Origin of the sequence: Veillonella intestinalis, from assembly GCF_943192895.1 — a bacterium.
GTDB lineage: Bacteria > Bacillota > Negativicutes > Veillonellales > Veillonellaceae > Veillonella_A > Veillonella_A intestinalis.
Genome location: NZ_CALPCB010000006.1, coordinates 153,968 through 178,827, shown reverse-complemented (window position 1 = coordinate 178,827; position 24,860 = coordinate 153,968). Strand labels below are relative to the sequence as shown.

Below are 24,860 nucleotides of genomic sequence, written 5' to 3'. Positions count from 1 at the left end.
GTTGAAATCGTTGGTCTTAAAGAAAAAGCTGAAAGCTATGTAGTAACTGGTCTTGAAATGTTCCGTAAAACTTTGGATTCCGCAGTAGCTGGTGACAACGTTGGTGCACTTCTTCGTGGTGTTGACCGCAAAGACATCGAACGTGGTCAAGTATTAGCTAAACCAGGTTCCATTCACCCACACACTAAATTTAAAGGTGAAGTTTACGTATTAACTAAAGAAGAAGGTGGCCGTCATACTCCATTCTTCTCCAACTACCGTCCACAGTTCTACTTCCGTACAACAGACGTAACGGGCGTTATTGAACTTCCAGAAGGTACTGAAATGTGTATGCCTGGTGATAACATCACTATGAGCATCGAATTAATTACACCAATCGCTATTGAAGCTGGTCTTCGTTTCGCTATCCGCGAAGGTGGCCACACAGTAGGTGCTGGTGTTGTTACTGAAATTGTTGAAGGCTAATAAGTCTTTAAAGTAGTAGGTCAAACCTATACTTTGTGCAGCGCAGAGCGGCATGTGAGTGCCGCTCTTGTGTTGTGTTTTTAAACTATGATATAGAAGGTTGCCTCTGCGGAGGAGAATTTCTATGGAGCAGTTCATTCATGAAATGGACGACAGGAGGAAGTATTCATGGCAAAACAGCAAAAAATTCGTATTCGTTTAAAATCATACGATCACAAAGCTCTTGATCAGAGCGCGGCAAAAATTGTTGACACAGCAAAACGTAATGGTGCGTTAGTATCTGGTCCAATTCCATTGCCAACAGAAAAAAACATTTTTACAATTTTACGTTCACCACATGTTAATAAAGACTCTCGTGAACAATTCGAAATGCGTACACATAAACGTTTAATCGATATTCTTGAATCAAATGCGAAAACAGTAGATGCTATCACTCGTTTAGAATTACCAGCTGGTGTATCTATTGAAATAAAATTATAATAAGGAGGTGCGATTATGTCTAAAGCTATTTTGGGTAAAAAGTTAGGAATGACTCAAATCTTCACTGCTGAAGGTAAGTTAGTTCCTGTCACTGTAGTGGAAGCAACCCCAAGCGTAGTAGTGCGTGTTAAAACTGTTGAATCTGACGGTTACAATGCAGTACAGCTAGGTTATGGCTCCATTAAAGAAAAACATTTAACTAAACCTGTAAAAGGCCAGTTCGAAAAAGCCGGTGTAGCACCAGTTAAATATCTTCGCGAACTTCGCCTTGCTGAAGCAACTGATTACACAGTGGGCCAAACTCTGGCAGCTGATATCTTCGCAGAAGGTGAGTTGGTTGATGTTGTAGGTACAGGTAAAGGTAAGGGTTTTGCGGGCACTATTAAGCGCCACAATTTCCATCGTGGTCCTGTAACTCACGGTTCCAAATCTCATCGTGAACCTGGTTCCATCGGTCCTATGATCTCCGGTGGTGGCGGTAAGGTATACAAAGGCAAGAAACTCCCTGGACAAATGGGTGGCGGCAGAGTTACCGTACAGCGCTTATCTGTGGTTAAAGTTGATGCAGACCGTAACTTACTTTTAGTTAAAGGTGGCATCCCAGGCGCTAAAGGCAGCCTAGTAATGGTTCGCAACACGGTGAAACCTGTTAAATAACATTGTCGAAAGGAGGATCTCTAATGCCAACAGTAACAAAATACAATATGTCCGGCGCTAAAGTCGGTGAAATACAGTTAAATGATGCAGTATTTGCAGTGGAAGTTAACGAAGCTGTTATGCATCAAGCCGTAGTTCGTCAGTTATCTAACGAACGTCTTGGCACTCACGCAACAAAAACGAGAGGTCTTGTTCGTGGCGGTGGTCGTAAACCTTGGAAACAAAAAGGTACTGGCCGTGCTCGCGTAGGCTCCACTCGTAGCCCATTATGGGTTGGTGGTGGTACCGTATTTGGTCCACAACCTCGTAGCTACTACAAGGCAATGCCTCGTAAAGCTAGACGTCTTGCAGTTAAATCTGCGCTTAGCGATAAAGTAAACAACAACGAATTAATCGTATTGGACGAATTAACCTTAGCAGCTCCTAAAACTAAAGAAGTATTAAACATTCTTAATAACTTCAACGTAGGTGATGCTAAAGTATTATTTATCACCGAAGGTGATATTAATGTAGAACGTTCTGCTCGTAACATTCAAGGCGTTAAAGCTTTGGCATGTGAAGGCATGAACATTTTCGATCTTCTCCACTACGATAAGCTCTTCATTACCGAAGGTGCCGTAGCAAAGATTGAGGAGGTGCTCGCATAATGGAATTACGCGATGTTCTTATTCGTCCGATTATTACTGAAAAAACTACATTGCTTATGGAAGAAGGTAAATACACATTCCGTGTGCCTTTGACTGCTAACAAAGTGCAGATTCGTCAAGCTGTAGAAAAAATCTTCAATGTTCAGGTAGAAAAAGTTGCTACCATTCGAGTTCTTGGTAAAGTAAAACGCATGGGCCGTACACAAGGTAAACGTAGCGATTACAAAAAAGCTATCGTAACTTTAAAGGCTGGCGAATCCATTGAATTCTTTGAAGGTGTTTAAGATAGTCTAGTAAGGAGGCCCCATAATGGCAATTAAATCATTCAAACCGTACTCCGCTGGTCGTCGGTTTATGACAGTATCTGCCTTCACTGAAATCACTGCAAGCAAACCAGAAAAATCTTTGCTCGCTAAGGTTTCTCAGACAGGCGGTCGTAATAACACCGGTAAAATGACTGTACGTCACCAAGGTGGCGGTCACAAGCGTCAGTACCGTATTATTGACTTCAAACGTACTAAAGATAATATTCCTGCAAAAGTAGCTTCTATTGAATACGATCCTAACCGTAGTGCTCGTATTGCGTTACTTAACTATGCAGATGGTGAAAAACGCTACATTCTTGCTCCACATGGCTTGAAAGTGGGCGACACTGTATATAGCGGTCCTGAATCCGACATTAAGCCAGGCAACTGCTTACCATTACTTAACATTCCATTGGGTACTCAAGTACACAATATTGAAATGAAAATTGGTAAAGGTGGTCAGATTGTTCGCTCTGCTGGTACATCCGCACAGCTTATGGCTAAAGAAGGTTCCTATGCATTACTTCGTTTACCATCCGGTGAGCTTCGTCGTGTGCATATCAACTGCCGTGCAACTGTAGGTGTTGTTGGTAACATCGATCATGAAAACATCACAATCGGTAAAGCTGGTCGCCATCGTTGGATGGGCGTTCGTCCAGGCAACCGTGGTGTTGTAATGAACCCTTGTGACCATCCACACGGTGGTGGTGAAGGTAAATCTCCAGTTGGTCGTAAACATCCAGTTACACCTTGGGGTAAACCTGCACATGGTGTTAAAACTCGCGACAAGAAAAAAGCTTCTAGCAGCTTAATTGTTAAACGTCGTACAAAATAGGATAACAGGAAGGAGATAAGACAGTGTCCAGATCTATAAAAAAAGGCCCTTTCGTCGCAGCTTCGCTTGTGAAGAAAATTGATGCCTTAAACGAAACAAATGATAAGAAAGTTGTAAAAACCTGGTCTCGTGCCTCTACTATTATTCCTAACTTTGTAGGCCATACAATTGCTGTGCATGATGGTCGCAAACATGTACCTGTATTCATTACAGAGGATATGGTAGGTCACAAACTTGGCGAATTCGCTCCAACACGTACCTTCAAAGGTCACATTAAGAACGAAAAAACAACTGGTAAGAAATAATATAGGAGGAATTAGATAATGGAAGCAAAAGCAATCGCTAAACACGTGCGCATCGCGCCTCGTAAAATCCGTATTGTTGCTGACTTAGTGCGTGGCAAGAATATCGGCGAAGCATTTGCCATCTTGAAGTTCACTCCGAAAGTTGGCGCTGATGTAGTAGAAAAAGTATTGCGTTCCGCAATCGCTAACGCAGAACACAATTTTGATATGAATGTTGACAATCTTTATGTATCCGGTATCTTTGTTGATCAGGGTCCAACAATGAAACGCATTCATCCTCGTTCCCGTGGACAGGCTTTCAAAATTTTGAAACGTTCTAGCCACGTAACTGTAGTAGTTTCTGAAAGAGCTTAATAGAAGGAGGGAATATAGTGGGTCAGAAAGTTAATCCCCATGGTTTGCGTGTTGGTATCGTAAAAGATTGGGACGCAAAATGGTATGCTGATAAAGATTACGCTGCAAATCTTCACGAAGACGTTTTAATTCGTAACTTCTTGAAGAAAACCCTTTTCATTGCTGGTATTTCCCGCATTGAAATTGAGCGTATTAATAAACGTATTAAATTAACTATCCACACTGCAAAACCAGGTATGGTAATCGGTCGTGGTGGTGCTGGTATCGAAGATATCCGTAAAGCGTTAAAACGTTTCACAGATAAACAAATCGATGTAAACATTGCTGAAATTAAACAAGCTGATATGGATTCCGTATTAGTTGCTGAAAATATTGCTAGCCAGTTGGAACGCCGTATTGGTTTCCGCCGTGCTATGAAACAAGCCGTAGGTCGCACAATGCGCTTAGGTGCAAAAGGTATTAAAATCATGGTTAGTGGTCGTTTAGGCGGCGCTGAAATCGCTCGTAGCGAATCTTACCGTGAAGGTAGTATTCCATTGCATACACTTCGTGCAAACATCGACTATGGTACTGCTGAAGCTCATACAACATATGGTTGTATCGGCATCAAAGTATGGATCTACAAAGGTGAAGTATTGCCGGAGGCAAAACAAGCACCTGCTAAAAAGGAAGAAGGTGACAACTAATGCTTATTCCAAAGCGCGTAAAACATCGTAAACAATTCCGCGGTCGTATGAAAGGTCGCGCAATGCGTGGTAACAAAGTTGCTCACGGTGAATTCGGTTTAGTAGCATTAGAGCCATCTTGGATCACAAACCGTCAGATCGAAGCTGCTCGTATTGCTATGACTCGTTATATCAAACGTGGTGGTAAAGTTTGGATTAAAATTTTCCCAGACAAACCAATCACTGCTAAACCAGCTGGTACTCGTATGGGTTCCGGTAAAGGTTCCCCAGAATATTGGGTAGCTGTAGTAAAACCAGGTCGCGTAATGTTCGAAATGAACGGCGTATCTGAAGAAGTAGCTCGTGAAGCTATGCGATTGGCAGGTCATAAACTTCCAATCAAAACTAAGTTCGTTGTTAAGGGTAAAGAATTGGGTGGTGACGTAAATGAAGGTTAATGACATCCGTAACATGAGCGCTGCCGAAATGGAACAAAAAGTTTCCGGCCTTAAAGAAGAGTTGTTTAACCTCCGTTTTCAGCTCGCAACTGGTCAATTAGAAAATCCAATGCGTATTCGTGAAGTTAAGAAAACTATTGCGCGTATTAAAACAATTCAGCGTGAAGCTGCTCTTAAAGAAAACGCATAATAACAAATTTTGTTTGGATTGAAAAGGAGGCTAACGGTCGTGGCAGAAGAAAGAAATGTACGTAAAGTACGTGTAGGCAAAGTTGTAAGTAACAAAATGGACAAAACCATCGTTGTGTCTGTTGAACGTAAAGTGCCGCACGCATTATATAATAAGCCAATGGTAACAAGCAAACGCTTCAAAGCTCATGATGAAAACAATGAGTGCCAAATTGGCGATACAGTTAAAATTGTAGAAACTCGTCCACTTTCCAAAGATAAACATTGGAGATTGGTTGAAATTATTGAGAAAGTAAAATAATACGTGATGTAAGGAGGAAACACGATGATCCAGCAACAAACAATTTTGAATGTTGCCGATAACACTGGCGCAAAACGTATTATGTGTATTCAAGTTTTGGGCGGTTCTTATCGCAAATTCGGCAATATCGGTGACGTAATCGTTGCTTCTGTAAAAGATGCATCACCCGGTGGCGTTGTCAAGAAAGGCGACGTAGTTAAAGCCGTAATTGTTCGTTCTAAGAAAGGTATCCGTCGTCAGGACGGTTCTTATATTTGTTTCGACGAAAATGCAGCAGTAGTAATTAAAGATGACAAGAGCCCTCGTGGCACTCGTATTTTTGGACCTGTAGCTCGTGAGCTTCGTGAAAAAGACTTCATGAAGATTATCTCTCTTGCTCCAGAAGTTTTATAAGAAGGAGGAACGCGACGATGTCCCAAACTAAACTTCTAGTAAAAAAAGGCGATACTGTTGTTGTTATCTCCGGTCGAGATAAAGGCAAACAGGGTGAAGTTATTGCAACTGAGCCTAAAAAATCGCGCGTGTTCGTAAAAGGCATTAACCTTGTTAAACGCCATACGAAACCAAGCCAGGCTAATCCTCAGGGCGGCATCATCACTAAGGAAGCTCCTATCCATGTTTCCAACGTAATGGTAATTGACCCTGAAACTAAACAGCCTACTCGTATTAAGAAAGTAGAACAAAATGGTAAATTTGTACGTGCTACTGTTAAAAGTGGTGCCGTACTTGATAAATAATAGGGAAAGGAGGGCTTTTAACTAATGTCTCGTTTAAACGAAAAATATACTAGTGAAATTCGTCAGGCTTTACAGGAAAAATTCCAGTACAAAAACGTAATGGAAATTCCTAAATTGGAAAAAGTCGTTATCAATATTGGTGTAGGCGATGCAGTAGGCAATGCTAAAGCATTAGAAGCTGCTGTTAACGACCTCACTATCATCGCTGGTCAGAAACCAGTTATCACTAAAGCTAAAAAATCCATTGCTAACTTTAAAGTTCGTGAAGGTATGTCTTTAGGTACTAAAGTAACTCTTCGCGGCGAACGCATGTATGAGTTCTTGGATAAATTGATCAACGTAGCGTTGCCACGTGTACGTGACTTCCGCGGCGTAAGTGCTAAGGCTTTTGATGGCCGTGGTAACTATGCATTGGGTCTTAAAGAACAGCTCATCTTCCCTGAAATCGAATATGATCAGGTAGAACGCGTAACTGGTATGGATATCATCGTAGTTACTAGCGCAAAAACTGATGAAGAAGCTCGTGAGTTATTGGCTCTTTGTGGCATGCCGTTTGAAAAATAATTAGGAGGAACTTATAGATGGCTAAAAAATCTATGATTGAACGCGAAAAGAAACGTGCAAAGATTGTTGCTAAATATGCTGCTAAGCGTGAAGCTTTAAAAGCTGCTGGCGACTACGAAGCATTGGCTCAATTGCCAGCAAATGCTTCCCCAACTCGTTTACATAATCGTTGCAACTTAACCGGTCGCCCTCATGGCTACATGCGTAAATTCGGTATTAGCCGTATTGCGTTCCGTGAACTTGCATACAAAGGACAGATTCCTGGCGTTAAAAAAGCCAGTTGGTAATTGGATTACGGGAGGAGGTTTTTAGAATATGGTAATGACCGATCCGATTGCGGATATGCTTACGCGCATCCGTAATGCAAATGCTGCTCTTCACGAAACAGTTGAAATTCCTGTTTCTCGCATGAAGGCTGCCGTTCTAGAAATCCTTAAAGAAGAAGGATTTGTAAAGAGCGTTGAAACCGTTGAAAGCGGCAAACATACAGTTTTAAAAGTAACATTAAAATATGGTTCCAATAATGAAAAAGTAATTACTGGAATTAAACGTATTTCCAAACCAGGTTTACGTGTTTATGCGAAGAAGGAAGAACTCCCTCGCGTACTAGGTGGTTTAGGTATTGCAGTTATTTCTACATCTAAAGGTGTAATGAGTGATAAACAAGCTCGTAAAGAAGGCCTTGGTGGCGAAGTACTTGCATACGTATGGTAATCAGGCAATAGGAGGTAGAAATAATGTCACGTATCGGTAGAATGCCTATCGAGATTCCTGCTGGCGTTACAGTAAATTACGAAAATCATGTAATGACTGTTAAAGGTCCAAAAGGTGAATTATCTCGTGAATTGCATCCGGATATGATTATTACTGTGGAAGGTAACACAATCACAGTAGCTCGTCCGAGCGAAGATAAAGCGCATCGTTCTTTACATGGCCTCACTCGCGCTCTTGTTGCTAACTTGGTAACAGGCGTTCATGATGGCTTTGCAAAAACATTGGAAATCAACGGTGTTGGTTACAGAGCGGCAAAACAAGGTAACAAATTAGTTCTTACTCTTGGCTTCTCTCATCCAGTAGAAATGGAAGCTCCTGCTGGTATTACCATCGATGTTCCAGCTCCTAACAAAATTATCGTTAGTGGTGCGGACAAAGAAGTGGTTGGTGCTGTAGCTGCTAATATCCGTAAATGGAGAGAACCAGAACCTTACAAAGGTAAAGGTATCCGTTACGAAGGCGAAGTAGTTCGTCGTAAAGCTGGTAAAGCTGGCGCTAAAGGCAAATAATATCAGTAGAATTTAGAAAGGAGTGAACATCTTGGCTCGTAAATCCACAAGAAATATTGCTCGAGCAAAACGTCATCTTCGTATTCGTCGTCACATTTCTGGTACGGCGCAAACTCCACGTTTGAACGTATTCCGTAGCCTTAGCAACATTTACGCTCAGGTTATTGATGACGTAGCTGGTACAACTTTAGTAGCAGCTAGCTCATTAGATAAAGAATTAAACTTGAACTATGGTGGCAACGTAACCGCAGCTAAAGCTGTTGGCGAATTAGTTGCTAAACGTGCTATCGAAAAAGGTATCGAAACAGTAGTATTCGATCGCGGTGGTTACATTTATCATGGTCGTGTCGCAGCCCTTGCAGAAGGCGCTCGTGAAGCAGGCTTGAAATTCTAAGAAGGAGGAACTTTAGACATGGCGAGAATTGACTACACCAGTCTTGATCTTAAAGAAAGAGTAGTATTCATCAACCGCGTAGCCAAAGTAGTAAAAGGCGGTCGTCGTTTTTCCTTCAGCGCTTTAGTTGTTGTTGGTGATGGCAACGGTCACGTAGGCGTTGGCTTAGGTAAAGCGGCAGAAGTGCCAGAAGCAATTCGCAAAGGCATTGATGATGCTAAGAAAAATCTTATTCATGTTGTTATTAAAAATGGTACTATTCCTCACAGTGTTACAGGTACGTTCGGTGCAGGCCGCGTATTCTTGAAACCAGCTGCAGAAGGTACTGGGGTTATCGCAGGTGGCCCAGTGCGTGCCGTTTTAGAATTAGTTGGTGTTCGTAACATCCTTACGAAATCCATTGGTTCTTCTAACCCTAACAACATGGTTCGCGCAACAATTGAAGGCTTAGCACAGTTAAAACGTGCCGAAGACGTAGCAGCTCTTCGTGGTAAAACTGTAGCTGAGATTTACGGCTAATAAGGGGGATTGACTGTAATGGCACAGGTAAAAATTACATTGACCAGAAGCTTAATCGGTCGCCCTGAAGATCAGCGCGCAACTGTAAAAGCTCTTGGCTTAAAGAAAACTAACTCTCAGGTAGTTAAAGAAGTTACACCTCAGATTCAGGGTATGCTTCACAAAGTTAGACATTTAGTTACTGTAGAAGAAGTATAATATAGATAAGGAGGTGCACTGAATGAAACTTCATGAATTAGCTCCAGCAGCAGGTTCTAAAAAGACTCGCACTCGTCGTGGTCGTGGTCTTGGTTCCGGTCTTGGTAAAACCTCTGGCCGTGGTCAGAAAGGTCAAAACTCCCGTAGTGGTGGTGGCGTACGCTCTGGCTTCGAAGGTGGCCAGATGCCTCTTTATCGCCGTTTACCAAAACGTGGTTTCAATAATGTGTTCGCTAAAGAATACGCGGAAGTTAACATTTCCCAACTTAACCGTTTCGAAGACGGTGCTACCGTTGATCCAGTAGCTCTTATCGAAGTAGGCATTTTGAAAAACGTTCGTGACGGTATCCGTATCCTAGGTAATGGTACGTTAGAAAAGAAATTAACAGTTATTGCTAACGGTTTTACTAAAACTGCCGAAGAAAAGATTGTAGCAGCAGGCGGAAAAGTAGAGGTGATCTAGGGTGCTAGAAGGCCTCTCGAACATCTTTAAAATAACAGAGCTCCGTAACAAAGTGGCGTATACGTTACTCATGTTTATCGTGTTCAGGGCAGGCGTTCACATCCCAGTTCCTGGCGTAGATGCCTCTGTTATTGAAAGCTTATTTACCTCTGGTGGCTTGTTCGGTTTACTCGACTTGTTTGCCGGTGGTGCCTTAAGTAAATTTTCCATTTTTGCCATGAGTATTACCCCATACATCAATGCGTCGATTATTATGCAGCTGTTAACAGCGGTGATTCCGACCTTTGAACAATGGAGTAAAGATGGTGAAGATGGACGTAAGAAAATTGCCAAAGTAACGCGATATGGTACGGTTGTTCTTGGTTTTGTCCAAGCTTTCGGTATGGCCTATGCGTTACGTGCCAATAGTGCATTAATTGACAACAGTTTCTTATCGGTAATTGTAATTGCTATCATCTTAACCGCTGGGACATGTCTTCTCATGTGGATTGGTGAGCAAATTACAGCATATGGCATTGGTAATGGTATTTCTCTTATCATCTTTGCTGGTATCGTAGCGCGTTTCCCAGAAGGGTTTAGCACAATTTACGAATACCTACAAGTAGGAACAATTAATATTTTCCAAGCTATATTATTTGCTATTATCGCCATTGCAATGATTGTCTTTGTAATTGCGGTAACTCAAGGTCAACGTCGTATTCCGATTCAATATGCTAAACGCGTAGTCGGTCGTAAAATGTACGGTGGCCATTCAACCTTCCTTCCTCTTAAGGTCAACCAGGCAGGTGTTATTCCAATTATCTTTGCGTCATCCGTTTTGATGTTTCCTGTGACGTTAGCTCAGTTTGTGCAGGTTGACTGGGTGAGAACACTAGCTAACTACTTTACATGGGGAACTCCATTGCAGACTATTTTATACGCTGTATTGATTTTCATATTTACTTACTTCTATACAGCAATCTCAATTAACATTACGGATATGGCAGATAATATGAAAAAATACGGTGGATTTATCCCAGGCATTCGCCCAGGTAAACCTACTGCTGATTATGTAGATCGCGTAATGACACGCATTACCTTCGCTGGTGCTATGTTCTTAGCATTAGTTGCTATTTTACCAAACTTTATTGGTGGTATTACAGGCATTGAAGGTGTGTATTTTGGTGGTACAGCTCTACTTATCGTAGTTGGCGTAGCATTGGATACAATGCAGCAAGTTGAATCATTAGTATTAACACGTCACTACAAGGGCTTTGTTAAATAGGAGGAAAATTGCTATGTATATTTTGTTAATGGGACCTCCCGGTGCAGGTAAAGGCACTCAGGCAACTCGTTTAATTGATAAATATGGTATTCCTCAGATTTCAACCGGTGATATGTTCCGCGCTGCGGTTAAGGAATGTACCCCTCTTGGTCTTGAGGCTAAGAAATACATGGATGCTGGTCAGCTCGTACCGGATAGTGTTACGGTGGGAATTGTACGTGAACGCCTTGCTAAAGATGATTGCAAAAATGGCTTCATTCTTGATGGTTTCCCTCGTACAACCGCCCAAGCAGTATCATTAGATGCTATATTAAAAGAAATGGGAATTGTTCTTGATGCAGTTGTGAACCTCAATGTTCCAAATGATGAATTAGTTCGACGCATCAGCGAACGAGCACGTCTTGAAAATCGTGACGATGATAAACCGGAAACAGTACAGAAACGTCTTGCTGTATACGACGAATCTACAAAGCCTTTGATTGATTACTATCGTAACAGTGGTTTATATGTAGAAATCAACGGATTACAGGATGTGGATACAGTATTTACAGATATCATTAACGCGTTGGAGAAATAATCAATGATTATTTTGAAATCGGAACATGAAATTGAGTATATCCGTCAGGCATGTAAGCTTACCGCTGAAACATTGCAACAGCTTATTGCAGTAGCTAAACCAGGTGTTAGCACCTTGGAATTAGATCAATTTGCCGAAGAATATATTCGCAGCCATGGTGGTGAACCAAGCTGCAAAGGTTACTATGGGTATCCTGCAACAATTTGCGCTTCTATCAATGATGAAGTGGTACATGGTATTCCCAATGCTCATCGCAAACTGAAGAATGGTGATATTATTAGCATTGACCTTGTGTCTTCAGTAAATGGGTATCATGGGGATTCCTGTGTAACCATTCCTATTGGGAAGGTCAAACCTCAGGTTATGAAACTTCTCAAAGTGACAGAAGAAAGCTTGTTTAAAGGTATTGAACAAGCTGTTGTCGGGAACAGAGTGGGAGATATCTCTCATGCTGTTCAGACGTATTGTGAAAAATTCGGATTTGGAGTGGTACGTGACTTTGTTGGTCATGGTCTTGGTCGTGAAATGCATGAAGATCCACAAATTCCAAATTACGGTCCGGCTGGGCATGGCCCTCTTTTAAAGCCGGGTATGGTGCTTTGTATTGAGCCAATGATTACTATGGGTACTTACGAAGTGCAAGTTCTCGGTGATGACTGGACAGCTGTCACCCGTGATGGCAAACCAGCGGCTCACTTTGAACATACAGTGGTTGTTACTGAAAACGGCCCTGAAATTTTGACCATGCGTGATGAACCCAGGTTGATAAAATAACCAGTAGCCGGAGGAAATGATATGTCAAAAGAAGACGTTATTGAAGTGGAAGGTACGGTCGTTGAAGCTTTACCAAATGCCATGTTTCAGGTAGAACTTGAAAATGGTCATGTGGTACTTGCTCATGTGTCAGGCAAAATGCGTATGAATTTTATTCGTATCCTTCCCGGTGATAAAGTTACTATGGAACTGACACCATATGACTTAAATCGTGGTCGTATTACCTACCGTTTTAAATAGTAAGCGGCAGCGACACAAAGGAGGTACTTATGAAGGTTAGACCATCAGTTAAAAAGATATGCGAAAAATGCAAAATCATTAAACGTAAAGGCCGTGTAATGGTAATTTGCGAAAACCCGAAACATAAACAAAAACAAGGATAATTGATAGGAGGTGGATGAATAGATGGCACGTATAGCCGGTGTAGATTTACCACGTGACAAACGTGTGGAAATTGGTTTGACTTATATTTATGGTATCGGACTTACTTTGTCCAAAGAAATTTTGGAAAAAACAGGTATCAATCCAGATACTCGCGTTCGTGACCTTACTGAAGATGAAGTTGCGAAAATCCGTGCTCTTCTTGATGAAGAGTACAAGGTTGAAGGTGACCTTCGTCGTGAAGAAGCACTTAACATTAAGCGCTTAATTGAAATCAACTCCTATCGCGGGAAACGTCATCGTGCGGGATTGCCTTTACGCGGTCAACGCACTAAGACAAATGCTCGTACTCGTAAGGGTCCTAGAAAAGCAATTGCTGGGAAGAAGAAATAATAAAGGAGGGATAAAGCGTGGCTAAAAAGGTAGTAAGAAGCAAAAGAAAAGAAAAGAAACACGTTGAATCTGGTGCGGCTCATATCCGTTCCACATTTAATAACACTATCGTAACAATTACTGATACAAACGGTAATGCCCTTTCCTGGGCCTCCGCTGGTGGTCTTGGATTCCGTGGCTCCCGTAAGAGCACTCCATTTGCGGCTCAAATGGCTGCTGAACAAGCTGCTAAAGCTGCTATGGAACATGGCTTACGTCAGGTTGAAGTATTCGTAAAAGGTCCAGGCTCTGGTCGTGAAGCTGCAATCCGTGCATTGCAAGCTGCAGGTCTTGAAGTTAACAGCATTAAAGACGTTACTCCAATTCCTCACAATGGTTGCCGTCCTCCAAAACGTCGTCGTGTATAATTTATAGTTTAAGCGATCGCTTGGAGCGGTCGCTATGATATACTATAGATGAAAGGCGTGTTTAATAGGAGGATTGTCCTGATGAGCGAAGAAAAGAAATTAAAAATCGAGAAAGTTGAAGTACGCGATGACGGTCGTTATGGTAAATTCGTCTGTGAACCATTAGATCGTGGCTACGGGATTACGCTCGGCAATAGCTTACGTCGAATTCTGCTTTCGTCTTTAGATGGAGCGGCCATTACTTCCATTAAGATTGATGGAGTGCTTCATGAATTTTCTACCATTCCTGGTATTCGTGAGGACGTAACGGATATAATTCTTAACCTCAAACAGTTATGCCTTCGCTTAGATAGCGAAGCACAGCTTCCTTTGGATCTTCATATTGATATTCAAAAAGAAGGTGTGTTAACTGCTGGTGAATTTGGACGAAATTTCCCACCTGAGGTAGAAATTTTAAATCCTGACCTCGTAATTGCTACGATGGATGAGGTAGCTCATCTAGTAATGGATGTGCGCATTGAACGTGGTAAAGGTTATGTGCCATCCACGAAGAATAAAAAGGATGATGATGTAATTGGTCGAATTCCTATCGACTCTATTTTCTCTCCTATTCTTCGAGCAAAATATGAAGTAAGTGATGTGCGCGTAGGCAACGAAATGGACTTTGATAAACTTACTCTTGAAGTAGTTACCAATGGTTCTATTACGGCCGCTGAAGCTGTAGCACGTTCTGCCAACATTATGATTGGTTACTTAAAGAACTTCACTAAATTAGCACATTCTGCTGAGGAATTTATTGTTCCTGGAGTAGATGATACTGATGGCCCTGCTGCAGATGCGTTACCAGCTGGTGACGAACCTGATGATGGTCCATCCAAAATCCTTATCGACGATTTAGAATTATCTGTTCGTGCATATAATTGTTTAAAACGCGCAAGCATTAATACAATTGCGGACCTCTTGGATAAGAGCATGGATGATTTAGGTAAGGTACGTAATTTAGGTAAAAAATCCATTGATGAAATTGAAGAAAAACTTCAAAATCATCCATTGGGACCATTTTACTTGAAGAAAAAAGGCGAATAAGGAGGATGACTAATGTATAGAAAATTAGGCCGTGACAGCTCTGCTCGTAAAGCATTATTCCGCGGTATGTTAACATCTTTCTTCCAGTATGATCGTATTGAAACGACTGAAGCTAAAGCTAAAGAACTTCGTGGTTTAGCTGACCAGATGATCACTCTTGCAAAACGCGGTGATCTTCACGCTCGTCGTCAGGTACTTGCATATCTTATGGATGAAGATGTAGTTAAGAAATTATTTGACGAAATTGCTCCAAAATATGCTGATCGTCAAGGCGGTTACACTCGTGTGATTAAAACTGGCCTTCGTAAAGGCGATGCAGCTCCATTAGCAATTATTGAGCTCGTTTAGTAATTAGGAAGTCGGTGTTGCAACAGATGTTAGCAACACCGCTTTTTTCATGTTATACTGAAATATAGTGGCATTGATACTATAAAAATAAAGGCTAATAAATTGTAAAATAAAAGGATAGATTAACAACCTACTTGTAAATCGTAGGTTGACGAATGACCGCTATTTTTATATTATCAATATAGTAATTATGTATACATTAAGTTGAGGATAAATAATGAGTACACAAGACATTATGATACAGACTAATCATATGAGTCATACCTATGAAGATGAGTCTGGCAATGTAGTATATGCCTTAGATGATGTAAGCCTTACGATTCGTAAGGGTGAATTTGTTAGTATTATTGGCACGAATGGGAGTGGCAAAAGTACCTTAGCAAAGCATTTTAATGTATTATTAACACCTACAAAAGGGACTGTTACAGTACTAGGTATGGATACCAGTGATGTTGACCATTTGTGGGATATTCGTCAGCATGTAGGCATGGTATTTCAGAATCCAGACAATCAAATCGTGGCTGCTGTTGTAGAGGAAGATGTGGCCTTTGGTCCAGAAAATCTTGGCATAGCACCCGAAGAAATTCGTAGCCGTGTCAATGAAGCATTAAAAAGTGTGAATATGACAGAATATGCCTTACATTCACCAGGTTTACTTTCGGGTGGTCAAAAGCAGCGAATCGCTATTGCTGGTGTATTAGCTATGAAGCCTGACTGTATTGTATTAGATGAACCGACGGCTATGTTGGACCCAGTAGGACGTAAAGAAGTATTAGAGACTGTTCATCGTTTAAATAAAGAAGAAGGCATTACCATTGTTTATATTACTCATTTTATGGAGGAAGCGGTTACATCTGATCGTGTAGTGGTAATGAAAAATGGTAAATTACTACATGAAGGCACGCCAAAAGAAATTTTTTCACAAGTACCAATGTTAAAAGACTTAGGTTTAGATGTACCTGTGGCTGCTGAAGTAGCTGCTAAATTGCGAAAAAATGGGATGAATTTACCGGCTGATATTATTACGGAGGAAGAGTTGGGGGACCAATTATGCCAATAGTATTAGACTCTGTTTCTTATGTATATGGTGAAAATACGCCATATCGTAAAGAGGCATTAAAAGGAATTAATTTAACAATAAAAGAAGGCGACTTTGTTGGTATTATTGGCCATACTGGCTCTGGTAAATCAACTTTAGTACAACATTTAAATGGTTTACTGCACCCTACAACAGGAGTTGTTACTATTAATGGTGTTGATGCAGCTCTTAAGACTGAAGAAGCTAAGCTAATGCGTCACAAAGTGGGCATGGTGTTTCAGTATCCAGAGCATCAGCTATTTGAAGAAACTATTGCGCAAGATATTGCTTTTGGGCCTAAAAACTTAGGTCTTAGTGATGATGAAGTGGCTAAGCGAGTGCGCGAAGCTATGGATTTTGTAGGCTTAGACTATGAAACCTATGCAGAACGTTCGCCCTTCCAATTATCTGGTGGGCAAATGCGGCGTGTCGCCATTGCTGGAGTAGTGGCTTTAAATCCTGATTATTTAATATTGGATGAGCCGTCAGCAGGGCTAGACCCTTTTGGTCGTGAAGAGATTTTCCAGAAAATTATGGAACTTCATGAGAAAAAAGGCATTACAGTCGTCCTTGTATCACACAATATGGAAGATATTTCGCGCATGGCTAATCGCTTAATTGTGATTGATAATGGACAAATTCAATTAGATGGTAAACCGCTAGATATTTTTATGAACAAACGCCAAGAATTGCAAGAGGCTGGTGTGGATGTGCCGCCTGTTTCAAAGTTAGTTGAATATTTGCGAGGTCGTGGCTTACCTGTATCACAGCAAGTTATTTCTGTGGATGATGCAGTGAGCGCGATTGAAAGAACGTTAAAGGAGGTACACCATGCTAAGTAATATTACAATTGGCCAATACTTCCCAGGCGATTCTTTTTTACACCGTATGGACCCACGGGCTAAGATTATTGCTACTATGATTTTTATCGTAGCTATATTTTTAGCAGAAACTACCCTAGCCTATGTAGTTGTGGGCTTATTTACGGTCTTTACAGTGGCCTTATCTCGATTGCCTATGCGCCTTGTATGGAACTCTATTAAGCCGTTGTGGATTATTATAGTATTTACTATGACAATTCATATCTTTACTACACCAGGGACAGTTCTTTGGGAGATGGGCTTTTTAAGAATTACTGAAGAAGGTTTGCGCATGGGGAGCTTTATGGCCGCGCGATTAGTATTTTTAATTATCTTTTCTTCTTTGCTCACATATACTACCTCTCCGATTCGTTTGACCGATGGAATTGAGCATTTATTAAATCCTTTTCGGCGTATTGGGGTACCGGCCCATGAATTAGCTATGATGATGACAATTGCGCTACGTTTTATCCCTACTTTATTAGAAGAAACAGACCGCATTATGAAAGCACAAGCTTCAAGGGGCGCTGATTTTACGACTGGGAGTATTATTAAGCGGGCTAAGAATATGGTACCGTTATTAGTCCCTTTATTTATCAGTGCCTTTCGCCGAGCTGATGAATTAGCCGTTGCTATGGAAGCCCGTTGTTATCGTGGGGGGCAGAATCGTACTCGTATGCGTGAATTGACCATTACTTCGTATGATTACATTGGTGTTGCGGGTATACTTGTAGTGACAGGTGTACTTTTAGTATTGCGGTTTTTCCCAATTACAATTTAAGGAGCTTGCATTGGAAATAGTACAACGTAATATACGCTTAATTGTTGCCTATGATGGCACGGAATTAAATGGCTATCAAAGTCAACAGAATGGGATTACGGTGCAAGATTGTTTAGAAAAGGCGTTAAGTCGTGTGTGTAATGAGCCTATTTCTATTTATGGTGCTTCTCGCACTGATGCAGGGGTACATGCTCGTTTTCAGGTCGTTACTTTTTTTACATCAGGACGAATTCCCGTAGAAAATTTAACTCGTGCCCTAATTGCTCATTTACCACCTTATATTGTCATACGACGAGCCGAAGAAATTCCCTTAGATTGGAAACCCCGTTGGAATATTGTAGGGAAGGAATATGTATATACTATTTATAATGATGTTGTAGCCGATCCCTTGAATATGCGCTATCATTGGCATGTGAAAAAGCCTTTGAATCATGAGGCTATCTTGTTGGCTGCTCGCTATTTAGAAGGTACGCATGATTTTACAACCTTGCAAGGGGCTAACTCAACACCGGCCAATCCAGTTAAAACTATATATGCGGTTGTTCCTTTGTTTGAAGGGGATACACTACGTTTACACGTAATTGGCGATGGTTTTTTGTATCATATGGTTCGTAATATTGCAGGTCTTATAGTAGATGTAGGGCTTGGGCGCATTCAACCAGAGGCAATTCCCGATTTATTAGCGCAGCGTGATCGGCGCTGTATCGGAAAAACAGCACCAGCTCAAGGCTTATGCTTGGAAGAGATATTTTTTGATGAAACTAGGCGGACTGAAGTATTGAAATCACTAGGGCGCTAAACTAATTGAATTAGGCTGATTATTCTAAATTGTTTTAGTATAGTAAAAGGGTACAAAAGAGTAGGGATATATCATTTGCTCATAGGCATGGTTATAATTCCTTAATTTAGTATGATATTTTCTTAGATTGAGATATTTCATTACTGAATGGTTTAAATCAAATTACTAATATAATGAGTTAAATTCTAGTTTTGTTAGTTGAATCTTTGCATTTAAAATTAATAAAATATAAAATTTATATGGACGTATTGTAGTTTAGATGATTCTAAAAGGCGTATCTATTTGAGTGGTATGGATGGCATACTATGACTATAGATACGCCTTTTTTACTTCTTAGTGAGCAATACATTTCATAGTAAAATGTATATCTAAAAAATTCATTATAGAGTATAAAAATTAATAAATGAAGAATTAATATTCCGTTTGATATCCTGATGATATATTTTATACACTATAGAATGTACGTAATTTATAAGCTATAATTAGCCTTGCAGGCTAGTCATAATGGAAACCTTAGATTGTGAGAAGTTGTTTGCTGATTTTGTATAAAAATGTTAAAATGATAAGTAGTTGAAAGATTTTACAGATCCACTATACCATGTAATGTTTAATCCTAAGGAGGGTGAATCTTTTGCAAAAACGTAAAGATTTTATCTGGAAAATGGGTGGCCAGCAGGGCGAAGGTATCGAAAGCTGCGGCGAAATTATGGCCACAATCTTAGCTAAAGAGGGGTACTCTTTATACAGCCAACGTCTCTTTGCATCTCGTATTAAAGGCGGGCATACAACCTTTGCATTGCGCATTGCGTTAGAACAGATTATGACTGTTGGCGAATCCGTTGACTTCTTGGTAGCATTAGACCAAGAAACCGTTGATATGCACGGTAATGAAGTTCGTAATGGTGGTTACATTATTTGCGATAGCAAAGTAAACCCTGACTTCTCTAAATTTGAAGGGGCACCAGTTACTTGCTTAGCTGTACCTATTACTGAAACAGCTATGAAACAAGGCTCTTTGCTAATGCGTAATATTGTAGCATTAGGTATGTCTGTAGCTCTCTTAGGATTTGATAAAGCTCCATTTAAGAAAGCTATTTCAGAACGTTTTGCTAAAAAATCACAAGACGTAATTGATAAAAACTTAAGCGCTTTTGAAGACGGTTATACTCTAATCGTTGAAAAACGCGGTGAAGGCGACGTAGATACATTACCAGTACCAGAACCTAAAGATCAGATGTTCTTATTAGGTAATGAAGCGTTAGCGTTAGGTGCTATTGCTGCTGGTTCTCGTTTTATGGCATCCTACCCAATCACGCCAGCTTCTGAAGTTATGGAATACATGATTAAGAAAATGGACAAAATTGGGGCGACTGTTGTTCAAACAGAAGACGAAATTGCTGCCTGCATGACTGCGATGGGTGGTGTATACGCTGGTGTGCGTGGCTTTACTTGTACGTCTGGCCCTGGGTTAAGTCTTATGGCTGAATCCTTGTCCATGGCATCCATGGCTGAATTACCAATGTTAGTTATCGACGTACAACGTTCTGGCCCATCCACTGGTATGGCAACTAAAGTTGAAACGTCCGATATTAATGCAGCTTGTCATAATGCACATGGTGACTATGCGAATATCGTTATTTCGCCAACTAGTATTGAAGAATGTTTCTATGAAATTCAAAAAGCCTTCAACTTGGCTGAAATTTATCAATGTCCAGTTATCTTCATGCCTGACTTACAACAAGGTTTGAATAAACAATCTGTTCCTTCCTTTGATTTGAACCGTGTGCCAATTGAACGCGGCAAAATGATGAAAGAAGAAGATTTACCAGAATTAGAACGTCCTCATTACTTCAAACGTTTTGAATTAACTGAAGATGGTATTTCACCTCGTACTATTCCTGGTATGAAAAATGGTTTATTCTTATCCACTGGCCTTGAACATAATGAAGAAGGTAAACCAGCAGAAGCACCAACTATGCACGTTAGTCAAACTGACAAACGTCTTCGCAAGTTGAGTACAGTAGCTGATGTATATGAACCATTCCTTAACAATGCTAAACATGATGAGTGTGATGTATTGGTAATTGGTATTGCTTCTAGCCGTGGTGCTATTGAAGAGGCTGCTGCTGAATTGGAAGCGGAAGGTGTTAAAGTTAACCACTTACAACTTCGATTGATTAAACCATTCCCTAAAGAACAACTTATGCTTTTCTATGAAAAAGCTAAAAAAGTTGTTATTTGTGAACAAAATGCAACAGCACAATTAGCTGACTTATTCCGTATTAACATGCCTAATAAATGTAAGCTCCATAGTTGCTTAAAATATGATGGTAATCCATTCACAGCAACCTATGTTAAAAAAGCAATTAAGGAGGTTTTATAATATGGCTCAAGTGACTGATTTTAGAAATGATATTCGCCCTAACTGGTGCCCTGGTTGTGGTCACTATGGGGTACAAGCGGCCATTACTGATGCTGTGACTCAGTTAGATATTTCTCCTGAAAAATTAGCTGTTATCTCTGGTATTGGTTGTTCTAGCCGTATTGGTGGCTATTTCTATGCTTACGGTGCCCATACTACACATGGTCGTGCGTTACCATATGCACAAGGTGTAAAATTAGCTAACCAAGATTTAGATGTTGTTGTTTGCGGTGGTGACGGTGATGCTTTCGCTATCGGTATGGGACACACTATCCATGCATTTAAACGTAATGTAAATATTACCTATGTTGTTATGGACAACCATGTATATGGCTTAACAAAAGGGCAAACATCCCCTCGTTCTGACATTGGTTTTGTAACAAAAACATCACCACATGGTTCCTTTGAGTCTCCATTGCCAATTTGCGAAACTGCAATTGCTGCGGGCGCTACATTTGTAGCACAAGGCTACATGACAAACCGTGCTGAATTAGTAGAACTAATCAAACAAGGTATGCAACATGAAGGGTTCTCTTTCATTAACGTATTTAGCCCATGCGTAACATATAATAAACGTAATGGTTACGATTATTTTAAAGATAACTTAACTTCATTAACAAAAATCGAAGGCTATGATCCTTCTAATCGTGCAGAAGCTTTAAAAACATTAGGTGACTATCAAGGGTTATTGACTGGTTTAATTTATCAAGATACAACTAAACCATGCTTCGAAAAAGCATTAGCTGATGCTAATGGTGGACCTCATGCTCGTGCATTGGTACATGATGTAGTAAAACCAGATGCAACTATGTTCCAAGGCTTATGCGATGAATTTAAATAATTAGATTGAATTTGGTGATAGAAAAGGTGAGCAAGTTTTTGTAAATTTAACTTTTTCTATATAAAATCAATTACATACGGTAACAGTTTATGATATAATAAGTCGTAGATGTTACACCACTAACAGGCGATGCGTAGGTATCGCCTGTTAGCATGTATGTAGTGAGACAGTTCGTAACCATCCTGTCTTTAAATAAAACTAAGGAGATTTTAAAAATGAATACTTTAAGTACAACAAAAAAGCTGACTATTTCAGGTCTATGTTTAGCCTTGTATATTGTGATTATGATGGTCACGCAAGGCTTTGCGTTCGGTCAATATCAGGTGCGTATTGCTACGGCGCTATATGGTTTGGCCGCTTTATTTCCATTTTCTATTTTGGCCTTTGGCTTTGGCAATTTGATTAGTAATTTAATCATGGGGGGCTTAGGTCCGATTGATGCCATTGGGGGCTGTATAGTAGGTCTAGTTACTACGAGTGGTATTGTATTAGGGAAGCGGATGGGACTTGGTAATTGGATTGTTATTCCATTTATTACATTGGTACCAAGTTTAGTAGTTCCTTTATGGCTATCTCCTATTTTAGGCGTGCCTTATGTAGTATTAGTATCCTCTTTATTAGTGGGGCAAGGGATTTCTGCAGTAGTGAGCTTTTTTATTGTAAATGGCTTAGAACGTTTTAGCCATTTAATTATGGGTACAACACCAGTTGTGGTGGAGGATGACATAGATTTACAAAGGGAGGTGCCATCATATGGCAAGCGGTAGAACAAGTGAAGAATTGCAAGGTGTACATGGATTAGGGCAAAGTACAACCTATCCAACTGACTATGCGCCAGATGTGCTAGAAGCATTTCCTAATAAACATCCTAATAATGATTACTTTGTTAAATTTAATTGTCCAGAATTTACCAGTCTTTGTCCTATGACTGGGCAGCCTGATTTTGCGACAATTTATATTTCCTATGTGCCTGATGAGCGTTTAGTAGAAAGTAAGTCCTTAAAGCTTTATTTGTTTAGTTTCCGCAATCATGGCGATTTTCACGAAGATTGTGTAAATATTATTATGAAGGACTTAATTGCCTTAATGAGCCCTAAATATATTGAAGTGTGGGGGAAATTTACGCCTCGTGGTGGTTTAGCTATTGATCCTTATGCTAATTATGGCAAACCAGGGACAGAATGGGAACAGGTAGCCAAAGAACGTTTACATTTCCATGATATGCAGCCAGAACGTGTAGCATATCGCTAGTATGGTATTGATAAGTGGTTGCGTTTTATGGTGTTGTGTAATTTAAAAAATTAAAGATTTAGATAAGATAGGCTCTTATGGGTTCTAATTTATATAATGTTTATATAATCACTGGACATCCAAAGGAGCCTATTTTTTTAATAGAGTAGTATGGACTAAATTGAATAAAAAGAAATATGGACTAAATTAAATAAAAGGAATATGGGCTAAATTGATAAAAAGGTATATATCAATTCTTTCTCAATTACGGCTATATTTGATATAATATAAATAGAGTTAATTGAGCCTGAGGAGGCTATAATTTCTTTGTAAAAAGTAAAGGAGATGGCATAGGTATGTCAGAGGTATTTTTTACGTCCTTACGGACTCGAGTAGGGGAAAGTTTATTAGATAAATTAGAGCGCTTAGTGCGTCGTGCAGGGATGGATAAAATTGATTTTAACAATAAATATGTGGCTATTAAATTACATTTTGGAGAACCAGGGAATTTAGCCTTTATTCGCCCTCAATATGTAGCACGAATCGTTCAGTTAATTAAAGAATGGGGTGGCAAGCCATTCTTAACAGACTGTAATACTTTATATGTAGGCGGTCGTAAAAATGCCCTTGACCATTTAGAGTCGGCGTATCAAAATGGTTTTAATCCATATAATACAGGGGCTCATGTAGTCATTGCAGATGGGCTTAAGGGGTTAGATGAAGTATTGGTGCCAGTGCCAGATGGAAAGCATGTAAAAGAAGCTAAAATTGGGCGTGCGTTAATGGATGCGGATATTATTATTTCGCTTACTCATTTTAAGGGCCATGAAGCAGCTGGCTTTGGTGGCGTAATTAAAAACATTGGTATGGGTGGTGGCTCCCGAGCTGGTAAAATGGAACAGCATAGTGCGGGCAAACCATTTGTACAGCAAGAAATTTGTGTAGGTTGTCATAAATGTGAACAATATTGTGCGCATGATGCGGTTCATGTTACGGATGGTAAGTCTTTTATTACTGAAGAAAAATGTGTGGGCTGTGGTCGTTGTGTTGGTGTATGTCCAGTAGATGCGATTTCACCAATGTGGGATGAAGCCAATACTGTATTAAGTGAAAAAATGGCTGAATATACAGCGGCTATTGTGCGCAATCGTCCACGATTCCACATTAGTTTTGTTATGGATGTATCACCATACTGTGATTGCCATGGTGAGAATGATATGCCAATCGTACCTGACGTAGGGATTATGGCCTCTTATGATTTAGTGGCTTTAGATCAAGCTTGTGTGGATAAAGTAAATGCGCAGCCACCTATGCCAGGTAGTATGCTCGATGAAAAGGAAGAAAAAAGTTGGGATCATTTCCATACTATTGCGCCTGAAACTGATTGGGAAGCTGCTTTAGTACGAGCTGAGCAATTAGGCTTAGGTACACGAAGCTACTCCATTGTGGAAGTAAAATAAACTGAAATATATGGCAGTAAATAGGGAGTACAAAAAATAAACAATTTCAGCAAATAGCAAGACCAAATTGTAATGAGTAGAAATATTTGATTTTAGTAAATAAAAAAGAATCTAAAAACGGCTAGGAGTAGACTTAATTAGTTTACTTCTAGCCGTTGCTTTTTTGTAGATTTTCTACTTAGTATTTTAGCTGATTAGTTTTACAGATTGCTTTTGCTGATTAGATTTACTGATTGTTCTTGCTGATTATTGTAAATGAGTATTTAAAATAATTATTTTAAATGATTCTAATTGGTTTACATCGCATTATAATAAAAAAGCCTCCCAAAAGGGAGGCTTG

General features: G+C 40.1%; 40 protein-coding genes. All 40 read left to right on the top strand.

Features of this window, described 5'->3' with window-relative positions; all coding sequences use genetic code 11:
- On the top strand, nucleotides 1-465 hold a 465-nt coding region (locus NFR27_RS06520; protein WP_251454729.1), incomplete at its 5' end, for an EF-Tu C-terminal domain-related protein.
- 168 nt (nucleotides 466-633) lie between these two features.
- Complete coding sequence (gene rpsJ / locus NFR27_RS06515) at nucleotides 634-945, top strand: 30S ribosomal protein S10 (protein WP_040770779.1); 312 nt, start codon at nucleotides 634-636, stop codon at nucleotides 943-945.
- Nucleotides 946-960: 15 nt separating this feature from the next.
- Nucleotides 961-1,602, top strand: coding sequence for a 50S ribosomal protein L3 (gene rplC, locus NFR27_RS06510; RefSeq protein ID WP_115310805.1), 642 nt, complete (start codon nucleotides 961-963; stop codon nucleotides 1,600-1,602).
- Nucleotides 1,603-1,625: 23 nt separating this feature from the next.
- Nucleotides 1,626-2,249: a 50S ribosomal protein L4 gene (gene rplD, locus NFR27_RS06505; protein WP_251442995.1), complete on the top strand. Its 624-nt coding sequence runs from the start codon at nucleotides 1,626-1,628 to the stop codon at nucleotides 2,247-2,249.
- Nucleotides 2,249-2,533 (top strand): 50S ribosomal protein L23, encoded by a 285-nt coding sequence (rplW, locus tag NFR27_RS06500; protein WP_006555655.1) that lies wholly within the window; start codon nucleotides 2,249-2,251, stop codon nucleotides 2,531-2,533. Before rplD ends, rplW begins: the two co-directional genes overlap by 1 nt.
- Nucleotides 2,534-2,558: 25 nt before the next feature.
- Nucleotides 2,559-3,389 carry a 50S ribosomal protein L2 gene (gene rplB, locus NFR27_RS06495; RefSeq protein ID WP_006555656.1) on the top strand — a complete coding sequence of 277 codons (831 nt, stop codon included), beginning with the start codon at nucleotides 2,559-2,561 and terminating at the stop codon, nucleotides 3,387-3,389.
- Nucleotides 3,390-3,412: 23 nt separating this feature from the next.
- A complete protein-coding gene (rpsS, locus tag NFR27_RS06490; protein WP_115310807.1) occupies nucleotides 3,413-3,694 on the top strand; it encodes a 30S ribosomal protein S19 in 282 nt (93 codons plus the stop codon).
- A gap of 18 nt (nucleotides 3,695-3,712) precedes the next feature.
- A complete protein-coding gene (rplV, locus tag NFR27_RS06485; protein WP_115310808.1) occupies nucleotides 3,713-4,048 on the top strand; it encodes a 50S ribosomal protein L22 in 336 nt (111 codons plus the stop codon).
- 17 nt (nucleotides 4,049-4,065) lie between these two features.
- Nucleotides 4,066-4,734: a 30S ribosomal protein S3 gene (gene rpsC, locus NFR27_RS06480; RefSeq protein WP_006555659.1), complete on the top strand. Its 669-nt coding sequence runs from the start codon at nucleotides 4,066-4,068 to the stop codon at nucleotides 4,732-4,734.
- Complete coding sequence (gene rplP, locus NFR27_RS06475; protein ID WP_251442992.1) at nucleotides 4,734-5,171, top strand: 50S ribosomal protein L16; 438 nt, start codon at nucleotides 4,734-4,736, stop codon at nucleotides 5,169-5,171. Before rpsC ends, rplP begins: the two co-directional genes overlap by 1 nt.
- Nucleotides 5,161-5,361, top strand: coding sequence for a 50S ribosomal protein L29 (rpmC, locus tag NFR27_RS06470; protein ID WP_115310809.1), 201 nt, complete (start codon nucleotides 5,161-5,163; stop codon nucleotides 5,359-5,361). Before rplP ends, rpmC begins: the two co-directional genes overlap by 11 nt.
- Before the next feature lie 39 nt (nucleotides 5,362-5,400).
- The gene (gene rpsQ, locus NFR27_RS06465; RefSeq protein ID WP_277600414.1) at nucleotides 5,401-5,661 is read left to right on the top strand and encodes a 30S ribosomal protein S17; all 261 of its coding nucleotides are present in this window, start codon (nucleotides 5,401-5,403) and stop codon (nucleotides 5,659-5,661) included.
- A gap of 24 nt (nucleotides 5,662-5,685) precedes the next feature.
- On the top strand, nucleotides 5,686-6,054 hold the full coding sequence (gene rplN, locus NFR27_RS06460; RefSeq protein WP_251442989.1) for a 50S ribosomal protein L14: 369 nt from the start codon (nucleotides 5,686-5,688) through the stop codon (nucleotides 6,052-6,054).
- A gap of 17 nt (nucleotides 6,055-6,071) precedes the next feature.
- Entirely contained in the window at nucleotides 6,072-6,398 is a 327-nt protein-coding gene (gene rplX, locus NFR27_RS06455) for a 50S ribosomal protein L24 (protein ID WP_251442986.1), read from the top strand.
- A gap of 24 nt (nucleotides 6,399-6,422) precedes the next feature.
- Nucleotides 6,423-6,962, top strand: coding sequence for a 50S ribosomal protein L5 (rplE, locus tag NFR27_RS06450; protein ID WP_115310811.1), 540 nt, complete (start codon nucleotides 6,423-6,425; stop codon nucleotides 6,960-6,962).
- 17 nt (nucleotides 6,963-6,979) lie between these two features.
- Nucleotides 6,980-7,249 (top strand): 30S ribosomal protein S14, encoded by a 270-nt coding sequence (gene rpsN / locus NFR27_RS06445; protein WP_006555666.1) that lies wholly within the window; start codon nucleotides 6,980-6,982, stop codon nucleotides 7,247-7,249.
- Nucleotides 7,250-7,277: 28 nt separating this feature from the next.
- Complete coding sequence (rpsH, locus tag NFR27_RS06440; protein ID WP_115310812.1) at nucleotides 7,278-7,676, top strand: 30S ribosomal protein S8; 399 nt, start codon at nucleotides 7,278-7,280, stop codon at nucleotides 7,674-7,676.
- A gap of 23 nt (nucleotides 7,677-7,699) precedes the next feature.
- Nucleotides 7,700-8,245, top strand: a complete 546-nt coding sequence (gene rplF, locus NFR27_RS06435) for a 50S ribosomal protein L6 (protein WP_115310813.1) — start codon at nucleotides 7,700-7,702, stop codon at nucleotides 8,243-8,245.
- Between the two features lie 22 nt (nucleotides 8,246-8,267).
- Nucleotides 8,268-8,639 (top strand): 50S ribosomal protein L18, encoded by a 372-nt coding sequence (rplR, locus tag NFR27_RS06430; RefSeq protein ID WP_443098519.1) that lies wholly within the window; start codon nucleotides 8,268-8,270, stop codon nucleotides 8,637-8,639.
- Nucleotides 8,640-8,657: 18 nt separating this feature from the next.
- Complete coding sequence (gene rpsE / locus NFR27_RS06425) at nucleotides 8,658-9,158, top strand: 30S ribosomal protein S5 (protein WP_115310815.1); 501 nt, start codon at nucleotides 8,658-8,660, stop codon at nucleotides 9,156-9,158.
- 18 nt (nucleotides 9,159-9,176) lie between these two features.
- Nucleotides 9,177-9,356 (top strand): 50S ribosomal protein L30, encoded by a 180-nt coding sequence (rpmD, locus tag NFR27_RS06420; RefSeq protein ID WP_006555671.1) that lies wholly within the window; start codon nucleotides 9,177-9,179, stop codon nucleotides 9,354-9,356.
- A gap of 22 nt (nucleotides 9,357-9,378) precedes the next feature.
- Nucleotides 9,379-9,819 (top strand): 50S ribosomal protein L15, encoded by a 441-nt coding sequence (gene rplO / locus NFR27_RS06415; protein WP_251442980.1) that lies wholly within the window; start codon nucleotides 9,379-9,381, stop codon nucleotides 9,817-9,819.
- Between the two features lies 1 nt (nucleotide 9,820).
- Nucleotides 9,821-11,083 (top strand): preprotein translocase subunit SecY, encoded by a 1,263-nt coding sequence (gene secY / locus NFR27_RS06410; protein WP_251442977.1) that lies wholly within the window; start codon nucleotides 9,821-9,823, stop codon nucleotides 11,081-11,083.
- Nucleotides 11,084-11,096: 13 nt separating this feature from the next.
- Nucleotides 11,097-11,660, top strand: a complete 564-nt coding sequence (locus NFR27_RS06405; RefSeq protein ID WP_251442963.1) for an adenylate kinase — start codon at nucleotides 11,097-11,099, stop codon at nucleotides 11,658-11,660.
- 3 nt (nucleotides 11,661-11,663) lie between these two features.
- Nucleotides 11,664-12,434, top strand: coding sequence for a type I methionyl aminopeptidase (map, locus tag NFR27_RS06400; RefSeq protein WP_251442961.1), 771 nt, complete (start codon nucleotides 11,664-11,666; stop codon nucleotides 12,432-12,434).
- A gap of 21 nt (nucleotides 12,435-12,455) precedes the next feature.
- Nucleotides 12,456-12,674, top strand: a complete 219-nt coding sequence (gene infA / locus NFR27_RS06395) for a translation initiation factor IF-1 (RefSeq protein WP_005377071.1) — start codon at nucleotides 12,456-12,458, stop codon at nucleotides 12,672-12,674.
- A gap of 29 nt (nucleotides 12,675-12,703) precedes the next feature.
- Complete coding sequence (rpmJ, locus tag NFR27_RS06390) at nucleotides 12,704-12,817, top strand: 50S ribosomal protein L36 (RefSeq protein ID WP_006555676.1); 114 nt, start codon at nucleotides 12,704-12,706, stop codon at nucleotides 12,815-12,817.
- Nucleotides 12,818-12,839: 22 nt separating this feature from the next.
- A complete protein-coding gene (gene rpsM, locus NFR27_RS06385; RefSeq protein ID WP_115310820.1) occupies nucleotides 12,840-13,208 on the top strand; it encodes a 30S ribosomal protein S13 in 369 nt (122 codons plus the stop codon).
- Nucleotides 13,209-13,225: 17 nt separating this feature from the next.
- A complete protein-coding gene (gene rpsK / locus NFR27_RS06380; RefSeq protein WP_115310821.1) occupies nucleotides 13,226-13,615 on the top strand; it encodes a 30S ribosomal protein S11 in 390 nt (129 codons plus the stop codon).
- A gap of 81 nt (nucleotides 13,616-13,696) precedes the next feature.
- A complete protein-coding gene (locus NFR27_RS06375) occupies nucleotides 13,697-14,701 on the top strand; it encodes a DNA-directed RNA polymerase subunit alpha (RefSeq protein ID WP_251442958.1) in 1,005 nt (334 codons plus the stop codon).
- Between the two features lie 12 nt (nucleotides 14,702-14,713).
- On the top strand, nucleotides 14,714-15,049 hold the full coding sequence (gene rplQ, locus NFR27_RS06370; RefSeq protein ID WP_251442954.1) for a 50S ribosomal protein L17: 336 nt from the start codon (nucleotides 14,714-14,716) through the stop codon (nucleotides 15,047-15,049).
- A gap of 217 nt (nucleotides 15,050-15,266) precedes the next feature.
- A complete protein-coding gene (locus tag NFR27_RS06365) occupies nucleotides 15,267-16,109 on the top strand; it encodes an energy-coupling factor transporter ATPase (RefSeq protein WP_251442951.1) in 843 nt (280 codons plus the stop codon).
- Nucleotides 16,100-16,969 (top strand): energy-coupling factor transporter ATPase, encoded by an 870-nt coding sequence (locus tag NFR27_RS06360; RefSeq protein ID WP_251442949.1) that lies wholly within the window; start codon nucleotides 16,100-16,102, stop codon nucleotides 16,967-16,969. The genes NFR27_RS06365 and NFR27_RS06360 overlap by 10 nt, the downstream gene beginning before the upstream one ends.
- Nucleotides 16,959-17,768, top strand: a complete 810-nt coding sequence (locus NFR27_RS06355; protein ID WP_251442946.1) for an energy-coupling factor transporter transmembrane component T family protein — start codon at nucleotides 16,959-16,961, stop codon at nucleotides 17,766-17,768. Before NFR27_RS06360 ends, NFR27_RS06355 begins: the two co-directional genes overlap by 11 nt.
- A gap of 10 nt (nucleotides 17,769-17,778) precedes the next feature.
- Complete coding sequence (gene truA / locus NFR27_RS06350; protein WP_251454726.1) at nucleotides 17,779-18,567, top strand: tRNA pseudouridine(38-40) synthase TruA; 789 nt, start codon at nucleotides 17,779-17,781, stop codon at nucleotides 18,565-18,567.
- A gap of 631 nt (nucleotides 18,568-19,198) precedes the next feature.
- Entirely contained in the window at nucleotides 19,199-20,950 is a 1,752-nt protein-coding gene (locus NFR27_RS06345) for a 2-oxoacid:acceptor oxidoreductase subunit alpha (RefSeq protein WP_308795422.1), read from the top strand.
- 1 nt (nucleotide 20,951) lies between these two features.
- Nucleotides 20,952-21,830: a 2-oxoacid:ferredoxin oxidoreductase subunit beta gene (locus NFR27_RS06340; RefSeq protein ID WP_251442903.1), complete on the top strand. Its 879-nt coding sequence runs from the start codon at nucleotides 20,952-20,954 to the stop codon at nucleotides 21,828-21,830.
- A 215-nt stretch (nucleotides 21,831-22,045) separates the two neighbouring features.
- A complete protein-coding gene (locus NFR27_RS06335; protein WP_251442900.1) occupies nucleotides 22,046-22,597 on the top strand; it encodes a QueT transporter family protein in 552 nt (183 codons plus the stop codon).
- Nucleotides 22,584-23,081, top strand: a complete 498-nt coding sequence (queF, locus tag NFR27_RS06330; RefSeq protein ID WP_251442897.1) for a preQ(1) synthase — start codon at nucleotides 22,584-22,586, stop codon at nucleotides 23,079-23,081. Before NFR27_RS06335 ends, queF begins: the two co-directional genes overlap by 14 nt.
- 335 nt (nucleotides 23,082-23,416) lie before the next feature.
- Nucleotides 23,417-24,520: a DUF362 domain-containing protein gene (locus NFR27_RS06325; RefSeq protein WP_251442894.1), complete on the top strand. Its 1,104-nt coding sequence runs from the start codon at nucleotides 23,417-23,419 to the stop codon at nucleotides 24,518-24,520.
- Nucleotides 24,521-24,860: the final 340 nt, after the last annotated feature.

Bases quoted from the DNA above. Each gene is read 5' to 3' on its own strand.
- rpsJ (WP_040770779.1), top strand. From the start codon at position 634: ATGGCAAAACAGCAAAAAATTCGTATTCGTTTAAAATCATACGATCAC.
- rplC (WP_115310805.1), top strand. From the start codon at position 961: ATGTCTAAAGCTATTTTGGGTAAAAAGTTAGGAATGACTCAAATCTTC.
- rplD (WP_251442995.1), top strand. From the start codon at position 1,626: ATGCCAACAGTAACAAAATACAATATGTCCGGCGCTAAAGTCGGTGAA.
- rplW (WP_006555655.1), top strand. From the start codon at position 2,249: ATGGAATTACGCGATGTTCTTATTCGTCCGATTATTACTGAAAAAACT.
- rplB (WP_006555656.1), top strand. From the start codon at position 2,559: ATGGCAATTAAATCATTCAAACCGTACTCCGCTGGTCGTCGGTTTATG.
- rplV (WP_115310808.1), top strand. From the start codon at position 3,713: ATGGAAGCAAAAGCAATCGCTAAACACGTGCGCATCGCGCCTCGTAAA.
- rplP (WP_251442992.1), top strand. From the start codon at position 4,734: ATGCTTATTCCAAAGCGCGTAAAACATCGTAAACAATTCCGCGGTCGT.
- rpmC (WP_115310809.1), top strand. From the start codon at position 5,161: ATGAAGGTTAATGACATCCGTAACATGAGCGCTGCCGAAATGGAACAA.
- rplN (WP_251442989.1), top strand. From the start codon at position 5,686: ATGATCCAGCAACAAACAATTTTGAATGTTGCCGATAACACTGGCGCA.
- rplX (WP_251442986.1), top strand. From the start codon at position 6,072: ATGTCCCAAACTAAACTTCTAGTAAAAAAAGGCGATACTGTTGTTGTT.
- rplE (WP_115310811.1), top strand. From the start codon at position 6,423: ATGTCTCGTTTAAACGAAAAATATACTAGTGAAATTCGTCAGGCTTTA.
- rpsN (WP_006555666.1), top strand. From the start codon at position 6,980: ATGGCTAAAAAATCTATGATTGAACGCGAAAAGAAACGTGCAAAGATT.
- rpsH (WP_115310812.1), top strand. From the start codon at position 7,278: ATGGTAATGACCGATCCGATTGCGGATATGCTTACGCGCATCCGTAAT.
- rplF (WP_115310813.1), top strand. From the start codon at position 7,700: ATGTCACGTATCGGTAGAATGCCTATCGAGATTCCTGCTGGCGTTACA.
- rpsE (WP_115310815.1), top strand. From the start codon at position 8,658: ATGGCGAGAATTGACTACACCAGTCTTGATCTTAAAGAAAGAGTAGTA.
- rpmD (WP_006555671.1), top strand. From the start codon at position 9,177: ATGGCACAGGTAAAAATTACATTGACCAGAAGCTTAATCGGTCGCCCT.
- rplO (WP_251442980.1), top strand. From the start codon at position 9,379: ATGAAACTTCATGAATTAGCTCCAGCAGCAGGTTCTAAAAAGACTCGC.
- NFR27_RS06405 (WP_251442963.1), top strand. From the start codon at position 11,097: ATGTATATTTTGTTAATGGGACCTCCCGGTGCAGGTAAAGGCACTCAG.
- map (WP_251442961.1), top strand. From the start codon at position 11,664: ATGATTATTTTGAAATCGGAACATGAAATTGAGTATATCCGTCAGGCA.
- infA (WP_005377071.1), top strand. From the start codon at position 12,456: ATGTCAAAAGAAGACGTTATTGAAGTGGAAGGTACGGTCGTTGAAGCT.
- rpmJ (WP_006555676.1), top strand. From the start codon at position 12,704: ATGAAGGTTAGACCATCAGTTAAAAAGATATGCGAAAAATGCAAAATC.
- rpsM (WP_115310820.1), top strand. From the start codon at position 12,840: ATGGCACGTATAGCCGGTGTAGATTTACCACGTGACAAACGTGTGGAA.
- NFR27_RS06375 (WP_251442958.1), top strand. From the start codon at position 13,697: ATGAGCGAAGAAAAGAAATTAAAAATCGAGAAAGTTGAAGTACGCGAT.
- rplQ (WP_251442954.1), top strand. From the start codon at position 14,714: ATGTATAGAAAATTAGGCCGTGACAGCTCTGCTCGTAAAGCATTATTC.
- NFR27_RS06365 (WP_251442951.1), top strand. From the start codon at position 15,267: ATGAGTACACAAGACATTATGATACAGACTAATCATATGAGTCATACC.
- NFR27_RS06360 (WP_251442949.1), top strand. From the start codon at position 16,100: ATGCCAATAGTATTAGACTCTGTTTCTTATGTATATGGTGAAAATACG.
- NFR27_RS06355 (WP_251442946.1), top strand. From the start codon at position 16,959: ATGCTAAGTAATATTACAATTGGCCAATACTTCCCAGGCGATTCTTTT.
- NFR27_RS06340 (WP_251442903.1), top strand. From the start codon at position 20,952: ATGGCTCAAGTGACTGATTTTAGAAATGATATTCGCCCTAACTGGTGC.
- NFR27_RS06335 (WP_251442900.1), top strand. From the start codon at position 22,046: ATGAATACTTTAAGTACAACAAAAAAGCTGACTATTTCAGGTCTATGT.
- queF (WP_251442897.1), top strand. From the start codon at position 22,584: ATGGCAAGCGGTAGAACAAGTGAAGAATTGCAAGGTGTACATGGATTA.
- NFR27_RS06325 (WP_251442894.1), top strand. From the start codon at position 23,417: ATGTCAGAGGTATTTTTTACGTCCTTACGGACTCGAGTAGGGGAAAGT.